This window comes from Sporosarcina sp. FA9 (assembly GCF_051550205.1).
Classification (GTDB): domain Bacteria; phylum Bacillota; class Bacilli; order Bacillales_A; family Planococcaceae; genus Sporosarcina.
This window is the reverse complement of the sequence record NZ_CP188819.1, coordinates 1871775-1890702: the sequence shown is the minus strand read 5'-3', so window position 1 is coordinate 1890702 and position 18928 is coordinate 1871775. Positions and strand designations below refer to the sequence as shown.

Genomic DNA, 18928 nt, shown 5'->3' with positions numbered 1-18928 from the left:
GATAATTACTAGCAGAACGTATAAACGGACAACCCATTTATGGAGGATTGTATATGTCGAAATTACTTCGAAATTCGAATAACTTGAAACACGAAGCTTTTCTAATGAATGGATATTTGTTAAACTAATCAAGGGTTAAGTTTGTATAGATTTAGGGGGAGTCATGTGAAGGTTTTAGTACAGCTCGGTTGGTTTTTTAAACAAAGAAAGAAACAATATGCTTTCGGAATAGGTGTACTTGTTTTTGTTTCGTTGCTACAATTGCTACCACCAAAGATTATGGGAATTATAATTGATGATATTACAGAAGGATCCTTAACTGCCACGGCTTTAACAAAGTGGCTCGTTATACTTGGTGTTGCTGGAGTTTTGATGTATATTGCACGGTATTTCTGGAGAGTGATGATTTTCGGATCGGCTGTTCTTTTATCAAGAACTATGCGCGAGAAATTATTCCATCACTTTACGCGAATGTCTCCTTCTTTTTATCAAAAAAGACGGGTTGGGAACTTAATGGCCCATGCAACGAATGACATTAATGCCGTACAACAAACAGCGGGTATGGGAATCTTAACCCTGGTTGATTCAATTGCAACGGGCGGTTTTGTTATTTTAATGATGGCTCTAACAATTAGCTGGAAATTGACATTGATTGCACTTATTCCTATACCGTTTATGATTTTACTTACAAGTTACTATGGTAGATTATTGCAACGTCGATTTCGCTTTTCCCAGGAGGCCTTTTCTAATTTAAATGATAAGACTCAGGAAAGTATATCAGGTATTAAAGTAATTAAAACATTTGGTCAGGAAAAAGAAGACATTGATGATTTCACGAATCTATCTACAGATATTGTAAATAAAAATATGCGTGTAGCGAAAGTGGATGCACTCTTCGATCCAACTATTACAGGGATTTTTGCAATCTCTTATTTTCTTTCATTTTATTTTGGAACGAAGTTTATTATTTCTGGGGATATGTCGATTGGGGATATGGTGGCATTTAGTACATACTTAGGACTTCTTGTATGGCCTATGCTTGCGTTTGGTTTTCTGTTCAATATTGTAGAGCGAGGAAACGCATCTTATAATCGAATTCTAGAACTTCTCTCTGTTGCACCTGAAATTATGGATATCCCGGGTGCTGTCGATGCTAGGCCAGAAGGTGATTTACATTTCGATGTGGATGAATTCAAGTTCCCTGATGATGGGCGAGCCGCGCTGCGTAATGTCCATTTCACATTGAAACGCGGAGAAACGATTGGAATTGTTGGGAAAACAGGATCAGGTAAAACGGCGATTTTAAAATTACTTCTAAGAGAGTTTGAAGGATATAAAGGAACCATTCTTTACGGTGGTAAACCAATCAACGAATATAAACAGCAACGTTTGAGAGAAGCGATTGGTTATGTGCCGCAAGATCATTTTCTTTTTTCAACAACAATTGCAGAAAACATCGCTTTCATCAATCCTAGAATAGCTACTGAGAAAATTCATGAAGCAGCATCTTTAGCACATATTCATGAAGATATATTAGGGTTTTCGGATGGATATCGTACAATCGTTGGTGAACGGGGTGTTTCTCTTTCAGGCGGTCAGAAACAGCGTATATCTATTGCTCGTGCATTAATAATGAAACCGGAACTATTAATTTTGGATGATTCCTTATCTGCTGTTGACGCAAAAACAGAGGAAGCGATTTTAAATTCTTTAAAAGAAACACGAACGGGCGAGACAACAATTATTACTTCTCACCGTTTAAGTGCGATCCAACATGCACATAAAATTATAGTTATGCATGAAGGTACAATCGTCGAGAGTGGAACACATGATGAATTAATTGAGCTAGACGGGCTCTATAATGAAATGTATGATTTGCAACAATTAGAAGTACTCGTTGAACAAGGAGGGGATGCATGATGCAACCGGAAAAACAACCAAAACTAACAATGAAAGACCAATGGGTTGTCTTGAAAAGGCTGTTACATTATACATTGCCTCATAAGAAGAGTATTTCGTTCGCATTAGTGTTATTGCTCATGACGATTACGGGGACAATAATAGGGCCTTTAATCATTCAAACGTTTATTGATGACTATTTAATACCGTTACGTTTTCCTGAAAAAGAAGTGCTGATAATTGCACTTAGTTATGTCGGAATTCAAGTATTTATTGTCGGTGTGTCTTATTTTCAATTACTGCGTTTTCAGGAGATTGCATTAAAGATTATTCAACAAATGCGTATCGATGTTTTTACAAAAGTTCAAGGACTTGGTATGCGTTATTTTGACAAAACACCTGCGGGTAGTATTGTTTCACGAGTGACGAATGATACGGAAGCGATTAAGGAAATGTTCGTTAGTGTTATCGTTACTTTTCTACAAGCTATTTTTGTTCTGTTTGGTGTTTACATCACACTGTTTACACTAAATGCAAAGTTAGCCCTTTATGCCTTATTGTTACTGCCGATTTTCCTGACCATTATAACTGTTTATAGAAGATATAGTTCCGATTTCTATCAGGATATTCGCGAACGTTTAAGTCAATTAAATGCGAAGATTGCTGAGTCGTTATCCGGAATGGGTATGATTCAAGCTTTCAGACAAGAAGATCGTTTGGAAACTGAGTTCGATGATATAAACGAGAAACATTATAAAGCAGGAATTCGAAATATTAAATTTGATGGACTTTTATTAGGCCCTGCAATTGACCTTGTTTATGCTGGAGCTTTCGTTGTTGTGCTCGGATATTTTGGATTTATGTCACTTGAGAGCTCGATAGAAGTTGGTGTGTTGTATGCATTTACGACGTTACTCTCTCGTTTGTTTCAACCGATCCAACAGGTTATGCAGCGTCTATCTATTTTTCAACAGGCGATTGTTGCGTCTTCACGAGTTTTTCAATTAATGGATGATACGGATATGGAACCAGACCAAAATGAGATTGAAGAAATTGAAATTCAAGATGGGAAAATCGAATTTCGTAATGTCACATTTTCATATGACGGAAGAACAGATGTGTTGAAAAACATATCATTCACAGCAAATGCTGGAGAAACAGTAGCACTTGTCGGACATACGGGAAGCGGTAAGAGTTCAATTATTAATTTACTCATGCGTTTTTATGAATATGAGCAAGGGGAAATACTAATTGATGATGTATCACTCAAGTCGTATCCAAAAACAGAGTTGCGAAAGAAGACTGGGCTTGTTCTTCAGGATCCGTTCCTTTTCTATGGTGATATTGAGAGCAATATTCGATTACATGATAAAAGCATGTCTCAAGAGGAAGTAATTGCGGCAGCGGAGTTTGTTCAGGCAAATCAATTCATTGAGCAACTTCCGGAGAAATACTTGCAAAAAGTAACTGAAAGAGGGTCGACATTCTCAAGCGGACAACGTCAACTTGTTGCGTTTGCGCGCACCATTGCAACGAACCCTAAAATACTTGTCCTTGATGAAGCGACAGCGAACATTGATACTGAAACAGAAGTCGCAATTCAGTCGAGCCTTGAAAAAATGAGGAAGGGCCGTACGACAATTGCAATTGCACACCGACTAAGCACAATACAAGATTCAGAACTTATACTTGTTCTTCACAAAGGTGAAATTGTAGAACGTGGGACTCATCAGGAACTGCTTTCCCAAAAAGGGCTGTATCATATGATGTATTTGCTTCAAAACAACATTTTAGAAGATGTGATGTAATTTGGAACCGGCTTGCATACACCTAGTAAAGGTTAATGTAAGCCGGTTTTCACTTTTTATTATAAAAGTCATAAAAGTTTCACAGACAGAATAAGCGTATTTTATCGATTCATTTGATACGATTGAAGAAGAAAAGTAAAGGAGAGAAAAATATGGGTGCCGATATTAATGTGTTCATTGCCTTTGGTGCAGGGTTATTAAGTTTTGTTTCACCATGTACTTTACCGCTTTATCCAGCATTTCTTTCATACATAACCGGCATGTCACTTGATGATTTGCAATCCGACTCGAAACGAATGAATAAGACGGGTATGCTTCATACGCTATTCTTTTTAATCGGATTTTCAGTTATTTTCGTCGCACTAGGATTTGCCTCTTCATTTCTAGGAACGTTCTTTTATGAAAACATGGATATCATTAGACAAATAGGTGCGATTTTAATTGTTTTGTTTGGCCTTATGATTACTGGATTATTTACACCGGAGTTTTTATTGAAAGAACGGAAATTACAGTTTAAAAATCGACCAACAGGTTATTTAGGTACATTCTTTATTGGTCTAGCTTTTTCTGCAGGCTGGACGCCTTGTATGGGTCCCATTATTGGGGTTATTATTGCATTAGCAGGTACAAATCCGGGATCCGGGATGCTTTATATGATTTCTTATGTATTAGGATTTGCAATACCTTTTTTCATTCTATCTTTCTTTGTAACGAAAATAGGTGCAATTCGAAAACACAGTGGAACCATTATGAAGGTTGGCGGATACATTATGATTGCTGTAGGTATTCTCTTGTTTTTCGATGGAATGACGTATATCATTAATCTATTGTCTCCATTTTTTGGTGGATTCACAGGATTTTAAGTACGAAATGAGATGAGTAAAATGGAGAAAGTTAACTCTTATGAGATGTGGTTGACAGTTGTAAATCAGCAGAAACCACTTCTTTTATTCGTGAAAACGGATCATTGTTCGGTTTGCGATGGCTTGTTTCCGCAAGTTGCAGCGCTTCAAGTCGATTATCCAATCAGCTTCTATATGGTAAATATAGCCCGGGTACCGGAAATTTCGGGACAACTATCATTGTTTTCTGCTCCGGTCGTTCTTTTGTTTAATAAGGGCAAGGAATATGCACGATTTGCACGTTTTGTTCAGATGTCTGAACTGAAATATCGAATCACAGAGTTGATAGAATGGGGGAAAGATATTGATTGAAGATATTTTTACAAAAATACCCCATACATACTTAATAATAGGGTCAACTGTTTTGGCACTGTTCATGGGAACCCTTGCATTAATTGTTCGATCTAAGGCCGCGAATCGGCCCGTAACTATAAAAAAAATAATTTTACCCCCGCTATTTATGTCAACAGGTGCTTTTATGTTTATTTTTAAAGAATTTCGGGTTCCACCTGTTCAAATTCTAGAAGCGGTTGTTGTTGGAATGTTATTTTCATTAATTTTAATTAAAACGACAAGTTTTGAATTTCGTAACGATGATATTTTTATGAAAAGATCGAAAGCATTTGTGTTTATACTACTTGGATTGCTTATTATTCGACTCATTGGAAAATTGGTTCTTAGTAGTACAATAGATATCGGGGAACTTGGTGGTATGTTCTGGATACTTGCTTTTGGAATGATTGTTCCATGGAGAGTTGTGATGCTCTTGAGATTCAATAAATTGAGTAAAGAAAAAGGTGTTCGCATTTAGTCGCGGACACCTTTTTCTATTGGTTATTAAAATAAATGCTCATATGGTGCAGCATCTAGTTTCATTATAGCTAGTTTTTTTCTTAGGAATTTATGGTCACGTTTTGGTGTTGCTATGATATACCCTCGTATGATTAGGTCTGTATCAATTTTAGTCGCTTTTTCTTCAAGTGCTATTTCACCAATTTTTGCACCAATTTTTTGTTTGGCAACGGGACGAAACAGTTCTGGAACTGGACTACAAAGTTCTTCCAATAGATCCTTCGCTTCTGTATTCCATAAGTGGATGGATTTATCCACATAGTATTCTTGCCAATCTAAAGTTGATTTCCCATCTGCTTTTGGAAACACTTTTAAAAACTTACGAAACATAAAAAATCCACCGATTGCAAATAATCCAACGAGAATAACTACCCAAAACATAATGAACCAAAGAAACCAACCGTTAAGCATTGCATTCACCTCTTCCGCTCTAATCCCATTATAAGAGTAAACAACTAAAAAATCACGGACAAAGTATCCCTTTCCATCTATTTCTTCTATATAAGTAGTGAAGGGGGTGAGAAAATGGCGACAATCAACTTTAAAAACGCAGTAGGACGCATCCATTTCGATGGTGGAATGACAGATGATGGTAAACTCATTCGCAAGTCAAAGAGCTATCGTAATATTGGAGCGGAAACGAGTGCGACGAGCTTGTATAAAGGACTTGAGGAACTTGCAGCACTATCATCTTTACCATTAATCGAAGTAGAGAAAATCGAAACATCAGGTATCATAAATTAATTTAACTTAAAAAGGAGGACTATAAAATGGCGAAAACATTACAATTAAGTTTTGGTACGACTGGAGGCAAAAAAACAACGCTCACTGTAGATGAACCAAGAGCTGATTTGACGACTCTTGAGGTTCACACAGCAATGCAGGAAATAATCGATGCGGATATCTTCAAATTAGAAGGTCATTCTTTTGATGCAGTAATCAGTGCACGAGTTGTTGAACGAATCGTCACCGAATTAATCGAAGGATAAGAAGGAAGCCGACCCAAGCTACTACTAAGAGGTCGGCTTTTCTTATACCCAAAATGTAAGGAGGGAGGAGAAGGCAATGGAACAATGGCTAAATTTGATTCAAGAAATAGGATTTCCGATTTTCGTGTCATTCTATTTATTGCATCGACTTGAAACAAAACTTGTTGCCATCCACGATGTACTCATCTCGATGAGAATGAAGTAAACTTCATTAATACGTCAGTAATACGTCAAAATTCGAATGGCCCTTCGCTTGTTTAGGATGGGCCATTCCTATATGATTAATATATCATAAGATTTCGGGGGAGAAATATGCAAAAATCATTTAAAGTGTTCTACATGCTACTTCTAGTGCTTGTCTTAAGCGCATGTTCAAGTGGCGATTTCAAAGCAGATCATAATTATAAAGTTGCACCATTTGAGTTTACAAATCATCATAATGAAAAAATTTCACTAGATGACTTGAAAGGGAAAGTTTGGTTGGCCCAGTTCGTATTTACAAATTGCGATAGTGTATGCGGCCCAATGATGTTCAATATGGCGAAATTGCAGCATGATCTCATAGACGAAGGTTTAGAAGATTATAAACTTGTTTCATTCAGCGTCGATCCAGATATTGATACACCCGAGATGTTAAATGACTATCTCGAAGTATATGCACCCAATCCAGGTGATGAAGAAATTAAATGGGATGAATCGAAGTGGGAAATGCTAACGGGCTACAAGCAAGCAGAAATTGAGAAACTTGCTATGGATTCCTTTAAAACGATTGTCATTAAGTCACCTGAATCGGACCAAGTTTTTCATGCAGTCCTATATTCATTAGTGAATCAAAAAGGCGAAGTTGTAAAACAATACAACGGAGTAGAAGATGTTCAATTCGAACAAATTGTAAAAGATATGGTAGCGTTAAGTAAGTCTGGTTCTTAAAAACTACAATAGCGAGGGGTGACAGGTATCAGTGAAGAAACGACGTCCAAAAAGAGTATCGGTAAAAACTAAGGCAGTGCTTATTGTACTGCTCATACCTGTCGCTGTTATCGTATTTACACTAAGTACAATCATTTTGGCAAGTATTTATAATACAGATTTTATACGAAAATCGGCAAGTACTTTAATAGACCTATCGGATAGACAAGGGGCAACTCATATACCTGAAAAGTATATTCCGATATATAAAGAGGCGGCTGTTGCTTATGGGATTCCGTGGACACTTCTTGCAGCACATCATCGAATTGAAACAAGGTTTTCCACAATGGATTCACTTATTTCACCAGCTGGCGCGGAAGGTCATATGCAGTTCATGCCTTGTACGTTTGTTGGGTGGTCCTATCCTGGATGTACGGGTTTAGGAAAAGGGGATATACCCGAGTCTGAAAAAACGGATCCAGCCGTCATTGAAAAATATGGTGGTTACGGAGTCGATGGTAACGGAGATGGTATCGCTGACCCCTTTAATATTGAGGACGCCGTGCATAGCGCTGCAAAGTATTTAGCGAATAGTGGAGCAGCCGATGGGAATTATGAGAAAGCAATTTTCAATTACAATCGAAGTGATAAATACGTACAAGATGTCCTCTATTTCTTTAATGAATTTGAGGCAGTCCGCGAGCAGTCTGAAACCTTGGTAGAAAACTAAAAGGATGGATTTCCACATGGAAATCCATCCTTTTTTTATATTTTATTAAGCTTTACGCATCGATTTCATGACCAAACTTACGATAAAGACAAGAATTAGTGCACCAATTAAAGCCGGGAACACATAAAAGTCCGAAACATGCCAACCCCATTGGCCAAGAAGCTTACCACCAATCCAAGCCCCGATGACACCAGCTACAATGTTTCCAATAACACCACCGGGAATATCTTTCCCTAAAATCATTCCTGCAAGCCAACCAATAACTCCACCAACAATTAAAAACCAAATGATACTCATATTCAACATCTCCTTTTATATTTATGATTACGTCCTAGTATTTGAAATAACCTTTATTTCTATACTTTAAACATCATAACCAAATAGTGCCAAAAAAAGACAATGAATTAATGTACAATCGCTGCACCTAAAGTATTTTCAAAATGACGTAGTGCCCATTTATGACCTTCAGGGTCGAAACTTGCGACACCTTGCTCATGGATGACAATTTTAAATCCGCGATTGTAGGCATCTACAGAGGTATGGAGAATGCAAATATCCGTACAAACTCCTACTAGATGAAGTTCGGTAATTTCTCGTTCTCTTAAAAGTAGTTCCAAGTTTGTTCCTGCGAATGCACTGAACCGTGTTTTGTCTATCCACTGTATTTCTTCTTTGCGTTGTTCATATAGTTGTTGAAGTGAGCCGAACAAATCTCTACCTCTTGTCCCGCGGATATTATGTGGTGGAAATTGTTTCGTTTCAGGATGAAATGGATCATCCGCATCATGTACATCTACAGGGAATACAACGAACTGGCCTTCATCCAAATAACTTTTAGTTAAATCGGTTATGTACTCTTCCAAAGCAACGCCGGGTTCTCCGCAGTTAAGAGCCCCCTCCAATGCAACAAAATCAACTGTATAATCAATGACAAGTAGTGCTTTTTTCAATCGTTTCGACTCCTTTATTTTATTTATTCAAGCATGTCACATTGGGGAGAATAACTCAAAGATACAAATTGCCGATATATATTGCCCACTTAGAGATAACGGAATATACTTAAACCTAAGTGTATTACAAATAAAGACGAATATCGTTCCTCTTATTAAACAAACTCGTCAATCAAAAGCAGTTGATGCGCTGAAAACGGATTAATAGAAACGGTTGCTTTTAAAGTACTATCTGAGATTTGTAGAGTAAAACCACGTCTGTCTCGAAAGATAATAAAGTCTTTTGCGAAAAAATGTTCCAATAGGTATAAAAGAGGGTATACACTATGAGACGCTTTCTTCCCCGAGGTTAGTAAAATTCACAGAAGTAGAATATGCAATTCCGTTCAATCGATTTAAGGAATGTATAGAAGAAATTCATACCTTTTTAAATACACATCCATTTTATGTACACTTTCCTATAGAATGCCGTACCACAACCGGTGAAGATGATTTTCTAAGTCCAACACAGAACGAAGACTCAGTCTTTTTAGCTTTTCACATGTATAAGGGGATGGATGATGGTTCTTTATTTAAATGGGTCCACAAACTAATGGCCAAATATGAGGGTAGACCCCATTTTGGAAAGAAAAATGATTTAACGCATGAAAAATTAAAAAATTTGTACCCGAATTTACATCGATTCATGGATATTCGAGAAACATATGTTCCGAACGGTACCTTTAAAAGTGCATATACTCAAAAACTCTTTTTGGGTTAAGCAGGGTTAGTAATTAGTAGGTCATTAGATTAACTTATAGAAGACTATAAAGTTAATGTAATTTACTTATGTGCTTAGGTATTATATGATGGAGTAGAGAAAAGACGTACTTTTATAAGACTTTTCAGTACTTATTTAGAAGGAGGAAATATTTATGACTAAAAGCAACTTACACAACAGCCGTACTTCATTTGAACTTAACGGCAAAACGTATAATTATTATCGCCTAAAAGCTCTTGAGGAAGCAGGCGTCGCAAACGTTTCCAATCTACCTTATTCAATTAAAGTATTACTTGAATCTGTTCTAAGACAACATGATGGTTATGTCATTAACGACAAACATGTAGAGAATCTTGCGAAATGGGGGAAAGACGCAGATAAAGATGCGGAAGTTCCATTCAAACCTGCTCGCGTTATCCTTCAAGACTTTACTGGTGTCCCTGTAGTAGTGGACCTTGCAGCACTTCGTTCAGCAATGGCTAAAATGGGTGGAGATCCAAATAAAATTAATCCTGAAATTCCAGTGGATCTAGTTATTGACCACTCCGTACAAGTTGACCGTTATGGTTCGCCCGATGCTCTTCGTATCAATATGGAACTTGAATTTGAACGGAACGCTGAACGTTACCAGTTCTTAAGCTGGGCACAAAAAGCGTACGACAACTATCGTGCTGTACCACCAGCAACGGGTATTGTTCACCAAGTAAACTTGGAGTATCTTGCACATGTTGTATACGCTGTTGAAAATGCAGACGGTACATTTGAAACGTATCCAGATACACTTGTAGGTACGGATTCTCATACAACCATGATTAACGGTCTTGGAATTCTTGGATGGGGTGTTGGCGGTATTGAAGCGGAAGCCGGAATGCTTGGGCAACCTTCTTACTTCCCAATTCCAGAAGTAATCGGTGTTAAATTAGTTGGGGAACTTCCAAACGGTACAACAGCGACAGACTTAGCACTTAAAGTAACACAAACACTTCGTGCTCATGGCGTTGTTGGTAAATTTGTTGAGTTCTTTGGCCCTGGAGTAGCGAAATTACCACTTGCTGACCGTGCAACAATTAGTAATATGGCACCAGAATATGGTGCAACTTGTGGGTTCTTCCCAGTTGACGAAGAAGCACTTAATTACATGCGTCTAACAGGTCGCGAAGAAGAGCAAATTCAAGTAGTTAAACAATATTTGATTGAAAATGATATGTTCTTCACTGTTGATAATGAGGATCCAACATATACTGAAGTTGTTGAAATTGATTTATCTGTAATTACAGCAAACCTTGCAGGTCCGAAACGTCCACAAGATTTGATACCACTTACAGAAATGCAACGTGAATTCAATGATGCTGTTGTCGCTCCTGAAGGTAACCAAGGTTTTGGTTTATCACCAAAAGAACTTCAAAAAACAGCTAAAATTGAATTTGAAGATGGACGTACAGTTGAAATTAAAACGGGTGATCTTGCTATCGCCGCAATTACATCTTGTACAAATACATCAAACCCATATGTTATGCTAGGTGCTGGACTTGTTGCGAAAAAAGCTGTTGAAAAAGGTTTGGTTCCTCCTGCATATGTTAAAACATCACTTGCACCAGGTTCAAAAGTTGTTACAGGATACTTGGAGGATTCGGGTTTAAATGCTTATCTTGACCAAATCGGATTCAATACAGTAGGTTACGGATGTACAACATGTATCGGTAACTCCGGACCACTTCTTCCTGAGATTGAAAAAGCAATTACTGGAAATGACATGTTAATGTCATCAGTTCTTTCAGGTAACCGTAACTTTGAAGGTCGAATTCATCCACTTGTGAAAGCAAACTATTTGGCTTCTCCGCCACTAGTTGTTGTGTATGCACTTGCCGGAACTGTTGATATCGACTTGGAAAAAGATGCAATTGGTAAAGATAAAAATGGTTTTGACGTATTCATGAAAGATATTTGGCCAACTACAGAAGAAATTAATGAAGCAGTTCAATCTGTGGTTACTCCAGAATTGTTCCGTAAAGAATATGCACGTGTATTCACGGAAAACGATGCTTGGAATGCTATTGAAACAACTGATGATTCATTATATGATTTTGATGAAAACTCAACATATATCCAAAATCCACCGTTCTTTGAAAACCTAGCAACAGAGCCGTCTGATATTCAGCCACTCTCTGGTCTTCGTGTCATCGGTAAATTTGGAGATTCGATTACAACAGATCATATTTCACCTGCAGGTGCGATTGGTAAAGATACACCGGCTGGAAAATACTTGATTGAAAACGGCGTTAATCCTCGCTTCTTCAACTCTTACGGCTCACGTCGTGGAAATCATGAAGTAATGATGCGCGGTACGTTTGCGAATATCCGTATTCGTAACCAAGTTGCAAAAGGTACAGAAGGTGGATTCACAACGTACTGGCCAAACAAAGAAATTATGCCGATTTATGATGCTGCTATGAAGTATCAAGAAGAAGGCACTGGACTTGCTATTATTGCGGGCCAGGATTATGGAATGGGTTCTTCACGTGACTGGGCAGCGAAGGGTACATCTCTCCTAGGCATTAAAACAGTTATCGCTGAAAGCTACGAACGTATTCACCGTTCAAACCTTGTAATGATGGGTGTTCTTCCACTTCAGTTCATGAATGGTGAAGGCGCTGCATCACTTGGTTTAACTGGTGAAGAGGAAATTCAAGTAAATATCGCAGAAGGCGTTAAACCACGCGATATTCTGAAAGTAACAGCAACATCTAAAGATGGTTCTGTGAAAGAATTCGACGTGCTTGCACGTTTTGACTCTGATGTTGACGTTGATTATTACCGTCACGGTGGAATTCTTCAAATGGTTCTTCGTGATAAAATGAAAGCATAATAAGTGTTTTTAAAGGGTGCTCATTCAATTGAGCACCTTTTTTCTGTTGGTTTTACAATTTATGACGTTGGTGGAATCTTTAATAAATATATACTGATCTAAGAATTCTGCTGCTACTCGCTAATTTCCGTTCCGACCGGACGCGTTCCATGGGGCGCTCGTCGAGCCTCCTCGTCGCGAAAATCACGCTCCTGTGGGGTCTCGACATTCGCGCTGATCCCATTGGAGTCGCCGGTCTGCACTCCAATAAGCTGAAGAATGAGGGAGACATAAATTCAATGTATACTACAACTATGCAGCTAATGTTTAGAGACCAGTTTCACCTTTTTTCAAGTAATATGATAAAACCTTAAAAGCTTTAAGCCCTAGAAAACAGCTTTATTTACGATATAATAATGGAAGAATTAAAGGGATTAACAATAAAACTAAAGTTTTAAATCGACTCACTTATGGATGCAGAGTCACCAGAATTGTAAAAAAGTGAATAAGAACAATTGTTAGCTAAAATAGCGTAATCCCATATTTGGGCAATTTCCATATATTTTTCCCTATTTTCAATGTGCAATCTTAGTTGCTTGGAGTGCAAGTCGGCGACTCCAGCGGGATGAAGCGGGACAGTTCTGTAGCAAATAAAAAAATCGAGTATAGCAAGCTAAAATTCTTTACCAACGTCATTTGTCAAAGAACCTTTCTTTTTTACAGCTTTTTCTTAAGTACTTTTGTATAATTGATGAAGGGGTGAATGCTATGTTTATTTGCGAAACAGAAGTTGAAATACGTTATGCAGAGACGGACCAAATGGGTGTTGTCTATCATGCAAATTATTTAGTATGGATGGAAATTGGGCGGACAAAAATTATAAAAGATTTAGGGTATACATACGCACAGCTCGAAGCAGTAGGCTACCTATCGCCTGTAATTGATTTATCTATCCAATACAAGGCGGCAATGAGATACGGTCAGACGGCAACTGTGCGTACTTGGATTGAAAAACACGATCGGCTTCGGACAACGTATGGCTATGAAATACTCCATGAGAATGGAACCGTGGCGGCAACTGCAATATCTGAACATGTGTTAATTAAAAAAGATACATTTCGCCCCGTCTCTTTAAGTAAAATCCATCCGGAATGGGATGCGAAATATACGGAGATTCAAAGGAGTAAAGACTAATGGCTTTTGGAATCCATCGTTCTGAACTGCAAGATTGGAAAAGGTCGGTAAGTAATGGAGACATTGCATTCCTGACTCATTACTGGTTGGATGAACGATTTCCCGGGTGTAAGACAGTGACCAAAGTAGGTTGCTCAGATCTTAAGAAACTAATTGCATGGGGCAAGCAATACGGGTTGAAAGCAGAATGGATTGATATGAAAAAAGATTACCCGCACTTTGATCTATTCGGTCAAAGGGAGCGGGATATTTTAATAAACGAAGGCCTAACGGATCAATTGGAACGGTTTAGATGATGAATTATTGAAATGGTACTGTTATTCAATGGTGATCTAATTTATTATCAAAGGCATCACCCAATTCTGAATACTCTTGTGATAAACTGAATGAAATAGAGTATTTGGAAGGTGATGTATAAATGGAACAACAAGAAATTTTGCGTTCAAAAATAATACCTCCAATACCTACACATACATATATGCGTAGGTCTATTTTTGTTCGAAAAATGAATGCTTCTGAACATATCAAATTGACCTTGCTTCATAGCGGTGCTGGTTTCGGAAAAAGTTCAGGCTTATCCTCTTTTTTTAATGATAAAAGGTCCATTTATACTTGGTATTCCGTTACCGAAGAAGATGACAACATACTCCCGTTTATTACGTACCTAATACATAGCATTCAACGAGTAATTCCGAATTTCGGCTATTCGTTGAAGGATTGGGAAAATCCATCCATGTATCCAAAAGAAGAAGATTTGACTCGTTGGCTTGCATTGTTCATAAATGAATTATGTGAAATAGGTGAACCAATCTCCATTATTATCGATGATTATCACATTGTAGATCATGTTTTTCATATCAATTATATGATGGAAAAAATTATCGAATTCCTTCCGCCACACACACACTTGGTAATTGCAACGAGAAATCGACCAAAATGGTTTAGCCTAAATAAATTGAAATTAACCTCTCAATTAAGTGAAATTACCGAAGATGATTTCATGTTTACTGAAGATGAAATCATCGTATTCTTTGAAGATTATTTTGATAAACAATTAACTGTTGATGAAGCGAAAAATATTGTACAAATGACTGAAGGATGGGCAATTGCTGTAAATTTAATGGCGATGCAAATGTCTGAAACAGAAATCCCTTTCCAAAAAGCGGTGAAACCGGCATTACATGAGCTATTCACTTACTTATCTGAAGAAGTTTTGAATAGAATGGCGACAAAAGAACAAGATTGGTTGCTTGCCTATTCTATTTTCCCGGTTTTTTCTGAGGAATTAATTCGGGATTTTCATGGGGATGATGCAGCTAATAATCTTAGTGCGTTCGCTGGACAACATATGTTCATACAACCCCTTAGCGAAGTTGGATCCTACCGATATCATGCACTTTTTCAAAAATTTTTGGAATCCAAATGGCTGAGTAAAGATCGTGCAAGCTTTGAATCTACTCATAAGAAAGCTGCGAACTATTATAAGAAAAGGAATAATTCCACACAGGCAGTTTATCATGCAATTAAAAGTGAAGATTGTTATTTCATAGGTGAAGTACTATCTGAGGCTGGAGATTCATTAATAAAGTCAGGTCAGTTCGATTGGCTTTTGGATACAATAAAAGATTTACCTAACACTGTTCGCGATACGTATTGTCAACTTTATTTTTATGAAGGTGAAGCACATAGATACCGTGCATTTTATGAAAAAGCATTTGATGCATATACGGCAAGTATTCAATTAGCCGAGGAAGAGAACAATGCATATTTTCAAAGTCGAGCTAATGCGGGCATTGCACATATTTATTTAGATACGATTCAACCCGAAATGGCTAAATCCTATTTATTGGAGGCTATTGTTCTTGCCCAAAGAAGTAAAAAAACATCCTTTCGGGAGATGGAATTGTTAAAACGCCAATTTGCTGAAAACCTTGTGAATTTAGGAAAAGCTGCAGATGCCCAAGAGTGGGTAGAAAATGAAAAGCTAGATACAACGATTCTACGTGAAGGAAATTTGGATGCACGGATGTCTTTGCGAACCGGGAAATTGAGTACAGCAAAAGAAACTTTAACAAATCGTTTAATAGAAAAGTCAGCATTGCCTGATTCCCATAGAGAAACGGATGTTTTGTTATCACTCATTTATTCCCTGATGGGAAAAGTGGATTTAGCATTTGAAAGTGCTAAGAAAGGGATTGAGCTTGGAGAAAGAGAAAAATCAGGTTTTGTAGAAGCTGTCGGCTGGATTCGAATGGGACATGTGAAAGTTCTATCAGATCCTTACAATTTACAAATACCAGATGCTTATTACGTAAAAGCCATCGATCGAATGGAGAAATTAAACGTTTCCCGTGGAAAAGCAGAACCCTTAATGGGGTTATCTATTATAAAAGCACGTCAGGGACTTTTTGAAGAGGCAATCAGTTTAGGAGAAGAGGGACTTCGTGAAACTGAAAAAGTGAATGACGGATGGCTTTCTGGACTTATACGGATTGGGCTTGCAATCGTTCATTTTTATGGTGGAAATTACAAGTGTTCGAAAGAGAATGCAATTGCTGCAAACATCCTATTTAATAAATGCGGAGATAAATATGGCGCCATGGTTGCTTCTTTCTGGCTAATGAACGTTTATAATAAAACAGAGGAAAAAAGCTTGTTTAGTGAACAGTCGAGACAGTTTGCAAAATTGTGTGTGACGAATGATTATTTCTTTTTCTTGAAAATAAAAACAATTTTTTGCCCATTCGATATGGAGTCTATTCCTTCTATTCTAATTAAATCGAGGGATTCAAACAAAGAGGATAAAGAGATTCAGCAAATCATTCATGAAATGAATTTGGTGAACGTAGTTACACATCCTGGATATAAAATTGAAATTCAAATGTTGGGTATTATTAAAGTTCATCTCGGCTTAGATGAGGTTGATGAGCGGGATTGGCAGCGAGATAAATCAAAAGAGCTTTTCATATATTTAATTTTAAACAAAGACCGGTATATATCAAAGGAAGAAATCATGCATACATTGTGGGAAATGACTGATGAAAAAAAGGCGGATAGGGATTTTAAAGTAGTTTTGAATGCGTTATTAAAAGTCTTGGAACCTAAACGCAGTCCAAGAGAGAAATCGTTTTTCATACTTCGAAAACAAGCAATGTATCGTTTAAATCCAGATGCTGTGGTTATTAGTGATTTGGACCGTTTTCAACGCTACACAGAAGAGGGATTAAATGAACCCTCTCCAATGGTTTCAAGCGATCTGTTGTTAAAAGCCATTACATTATACAAAGGACAACTATTTGAAGAGAAATTAGCAGTTGGGTGGATAAATGAGGAACGTGAAAGAATAGAACAGAAATACATTATCGTAATCGAACGTCTTGCACAGACATATACGCGTCTTAGTGATTTCGGCAAAACAATCTATTGGGCGGAAAAACTTTTGCGAATCGACAATACTTGGGAAGAAGCTTATCGTCTTCTTATGTTTGCGCATTATCAACAGAAAAATCGTTCTCAGGCGATTAAATGGTATAAGAAATGTATTTTGGTCCTCTCTGAAGAGTTAATGATTGAACCAATGCAAACGACCGAAGAAATGTATAAAATCATACTCAATGAACTGTAGAAAGCAAATTAACTTTGTTTTCTATTTTTTTGTAACTGAATTGTAACTATAATCATGTAGAGTAATAGTTAGCAAGTAAGCGATTACACTTAAAGAAAAGGGAGGTTTAATTTATGACGAAGAAATTAGTACTGTTTTTATTACTAGCATTCGTATTAGTGATTGGTGCGGCTTGTACAAGTGATGCTGGAAAAGAATCAGATAAGGAAAAAGTTGTAGACAGTGAAAAGGTTGAGGCCAAAGAAGATGAGTCGAAAGTTGAAGTAGAAGCAGAGGTTGAAGTTATTAAAATTGGTGTGCTTGCTTCCCTAACTGGGGCCCTTGAATCATATGGTAAACAGACGCGGCAAGGTTTTGAACTAGGGTTAGAATATGCAACAAACGGCACAATGGAAGTTGCCGGAAAGAAGATTGAAGTTGTTTATGAAGATACTGAAACGAAGCCTGAAGTAGCTGTTCAAAAAGCAACCAAACTATTAGAAGATGATAAGGTTGATTTTCTTGTTGGTTCTTCAAGTTCCGGTGACACTTTAGCGGTACTTCCACTGGCTGAGGAATATGAGAAAATCATGATTGTAGAACCCGCTGTTGCAGACAGTATTACAGGTTCAGAGTTTAATCAGTTTATATTCAGAACCGCTCGAAACTCTTCACAAGATGCAGTAGCAGGTGCAGCGGCCATTGCAAAACCCGGCGTTAAAATCGCAACTTTTGCTCCGGATTATTCTTTTGGATGGGACGGTATTGCGGCATTCAAAAAAGCAGCAGAGGCTCTTGGTGCTGAAGTTGTATTAACGGAATTTGCGGATCCTGCCGCAACGGATTTTACATCTAATTTACAGAAAATCATTGAAGAAAAACCAGACTACATGTTTGTCGTATGGGCTGGAGCAAATTCACCTTGGAACCAAATTTCGGACTTAAAGATGCAAGAAAAAGGCATTAAAATATCAACAGGTGCGCCTGACATTGCGGCCCTTTCAGTAATGGAACCATTAGTTGGCATGGAAGGATTCACTGTTTATTACCATACACTACCGGACAATGACGTCAACGATTGGCTTGTAGAAGAACATAAAAAACGTTTCAACGGTGCAGTTCCTGACTTATTTACTCCTGGTGGAATGTCTGCGGCAATTGCAATCGTCGAAGCACTTACTAAATCTGCAGGTGATGCGGATGGCAATAAACTGATAGGAGTTATGGAGGGAATGTCTTTTGAAACACCAAAAGGAACGATGACGTTCCGCGCGGAAGATCATCAAGCTTTACAATCCCTTTATTCAATAAAACTGGAAAAAGTAGACGGTATTGATTATCCCGTTCCGGTACTTATTAGAGAGTTGTTACCTAGTGAGACCGAGCCACCGATAATGAATAAATAACGAATAGAAGTGGACAGTTCATTTTCACTGAGCTGTCCCTCTCCATAGCAAGAAAGTCATTTCATGTTATGGAGAGGGAC

At 37.7% G+C, this 18928-nt stretch carries 19 protein-coding genes; 16 read left to right on the top strand and 3 right to left on the bottom strand.

Annotated features, from left to right (window positions below):
* The first annotated feature begins 165 nt into the window (after positions 1 to 165).
* The 5 genes from ACP8HH_RS09265 to ACP8HH_RS09245 all read left to right on the top strand — a co-directional run bounded on the left by ACP8HH_RS09265 (position 166) and on the right by ACP8HH_RS09245 (position 5420).
* Complete coding sequence (locus tag ACP8HH_RS09265) at positions 166 to 1920, top strand: ABC transporter ATP-binding protein (RefSeq protein WP_438310549.1); 1755 nt, start codon at positions 166 to 168, stop codon at positions 1918 to 1920.
* A complete protein-coding gene (locus ACP8HH_RS09260; protein ID WP_438319099.1) occupies positions 1920 to 3707 on the top strand; it encodes an ABC transporter ATP-binding protein in 1788 nt (595 codons plus the stop codon). The genes ACP8HH_RS09265 and ACP8HH_RS09260 overlap by 1 nt, the downstream gene beginning before the upstream one ends.
* Before the next feature lie 152 nt (positions 3708 to 3859).
* Complete coding sequence (locus ACP8HH_RS09255; protein WP_438319097.1) at positions 3860 to 4570, top strand: cytochrome c biogenesis CcdA family protein; 711 nt, start codon at positions 3860 to 3862, stop codon at positions 4568 to 4570.
* A gap of 21 nt (positions 4571 to 4591) precedes the next feature.
* Positions 4592 to 4921: a thioredoxin family protein gene (locus ACP8HH_RS09250; protein ID WP_438310547.1), complete on the top strand. Its 330-nt coding sequence runs from the start codon at positions 4592 to 4594 to the stop codon at positions 4919 to 4921.
* Positions 4917 to 5420 carry a CcdC family protein gene (locus ACP8HH_RS09245; RefSeq protein WP_438319095.1) on the top strand — a complete coding sequence of 168 codons (504 nt, stop codon included), beginning with the start codon at positions 4917 to 4919 and terminating at the stop codon, positions 5418 to 5420. Before ACP8HH_RS09250 ends, ACP8HH_RS09245 begins: the two co-directional genes overlap by 5 nt.
* A 26-nt stretch (positions 5421 to 5446) precedes the next feature.
* Here ACP8HH_RS09245 and ACP8HH_RS09240 read toward each other — a convergent pair whose 3' ends face one another.
* A complete protein-coding gene (locus ACP8HH_RS09240) occupies positions 5447 to 5872 on the bottom strand; it encodes a DUF2621 domain-containing protein (protein ID WP_438310545.1) in 426 nt (141 codons plus the stop codon).
* Between the two features lie 114 nt (positions 5873 to 5986).
* Between ACP8HH_RS09240 and ACP8HH_RS09235 the strand changes: the two genes are divergently transcribed.
* The 5 genes from ACP8HH_RS09235 (at position 5987) to ACP8HH_RS09215 (ending at position 8089) form a co-directional block, all read left to right on the top strand.
* On the top strand, positions 5987 to 6205 hold the full coding sequence (locus ACP8HH_RS09235) for a DUF1659 domain-containing protein (protein WP_438310543.1): 219 nt from the start codon (positions 5987 to 5989) through the stop codon (positions 6203 to 6205).
* 26 nt (positions 6206 to 6231) lie between these two features.
* Complete coding sequence (locus ACP8HH_RS09230) at positions 6232 to 6450, top strand: DUF2922 domain-containing protein (RefSeq protein WP_438310541.1); 219 nt, start codon at positions 6232 to 6234, stop codon at positions 6448 to 6450.
* Positions 6451 to 6526: 76 nt separating this feature from the next.
* Positions 6527 to 6655 carry a YvrJ family protein gene (locus tag ACP8HH_RS09225; RefSeq protein ID WP_438310540.1) on the top strand — a complete coding sequence of 43 codons (129 nt, stop codon included), beginning with the start codon at positions 6527 to 6529 and terminating at the stop codon, positions 6653 to 6655.
* A 107-nt stretch (positions 6656 to 6762) separates the two neighbouring features.
* A complete protein-coding gene (locus ACP8HH_RS09220) occupies positions 6763 to 7380 on the top strand; it encodes an SCO family protein (protein WP_438310538.1) in 618 nt (205 codons plus the stop codon).
* A gap of 31 nt (positions 7381 to 7411) precedes the next feature.
* Complete coding sequence (locus tag ACP8HH_RS09215) at positions 7412 to 8089, top strand: lytic transglycosylase domain-containing protein (protein ID WP_438310536.1); 678 nt, start codon at positions 7412 to 7414, stop codon at positions 8087 to 8089.
* A gap of 45 nt (positions 8090 to 8134) precedes the next feature.
* On the opposite strand, the gene ACP8HH_RS09210 is transcribed toward ACP8HH_RS09215, so the two are convergent.
* Entirely contained in the window at positions 8135 to 8386 is a 252-nt protein-coding gene (locus ACP8HH_RS09210; protein ID WP_438310534.1) for a GlsB/YeaQ/YmgE family stress response membrane protein, read from the bottom strand.
* A gap of 107 nt (positions 8387 to 8493) precedes the next feature.
* Positions 8494 to 9039: a cysteine hydrolase family protein gene (locus tag ACP8HH_RS09205; protein ID WP_438310531.1), complete on the bottom strand. Its 546-nt coding sequence runs from the start codon at positions 9037 to 9039 to the stop codon at positions 8494 to 8496.
* 283 nt (positions 9040 to 9322) lie between these two features.
* Between ACP8HH_RS09205 and ACP8HH_RS09200 the strand changes: the two genes are divergently transcribed.
* From ACP8HH_RS09200 to ACP8HH_RS09175, 6 genes are all read left to right on the top strand, one after another.
* Complete coding sequence (locus tag ACP8HH_RS09200; RefSeq protein WP_438310529.1) at positions 9323 to 9799, top strand: D-arabinono-1,4-lactone oxidase; 477 nt, start codon at positions 9323 to 9325, stop codon at positions 9797 to 9799.
* 154 nt (positions 9800 to 9953) lie between these two features.
* Complete coding sequence (gene acnA, locus ACP8HH_RS09195) at positions 9954 to 12665, top strand: aconitate hydratase AcnA (RefSeq protein WP_438310527.1); 2712 nt, start codon at positions 9954 to 9956, stop codon at positions 12663 to 12665.
* 747 nt (positions 12666 to 13412) lie between these two features.
* On the top strand, positions 13413 to 13838 hold the full coding sequence (locus ACP8HH_RS09190) for an acyl-CoA thioesterase (RefSeq protein ID WP_438310525.1): 426 nt from the start codon (positions 13413 to 13415) through the stop codon (positions 13836 to 13838).
* Complete coding sequence (locus ACP8HH_RS09185) at positions 13838 to 14134, top strand: hypothetical protein (protein ID WP_438310523.1); 297 nt, start codon at positions 13838 to 13840, stop codon at positions 14132 to 14134. Before ACP8HH_RS09190 ends, ACP8HH_RS09185 begins: the two co-directional genes overlap by 1 nt.
* Positions 14135 to 14256: 122 nt before the next feature.
* Positions 14257 to 17463 carry a BTAD domain-containing putative transcriptional regulator gene (locus ACP8HH_RS09180; RefSeq protein ID WP_438310521.1) on the top strand — a complete coding sequence of 1069 codons (3207 nt, stop codon included), beginning with the start codon at positions 14257 to 14259 and terminating at the stop codon, positions 17461 to 17463.
* 113 nt (positions 17464 to 17576) lie between these two features.
* The gene (locus ACP8HH_RS09175; RefSeq protein WP_438310519.1) at positions 17577 to 18848 is read left to right on the top strand and encodes a substrate-binding domain-containing protein; all 1272 of its coding nucleotides are present in this window, start codon (positions 17577 to 17579) and stop codon (positions 18846 to 18848) included.
* Positions 18849 to 18928: the final 80 nt, after the last annotated feature.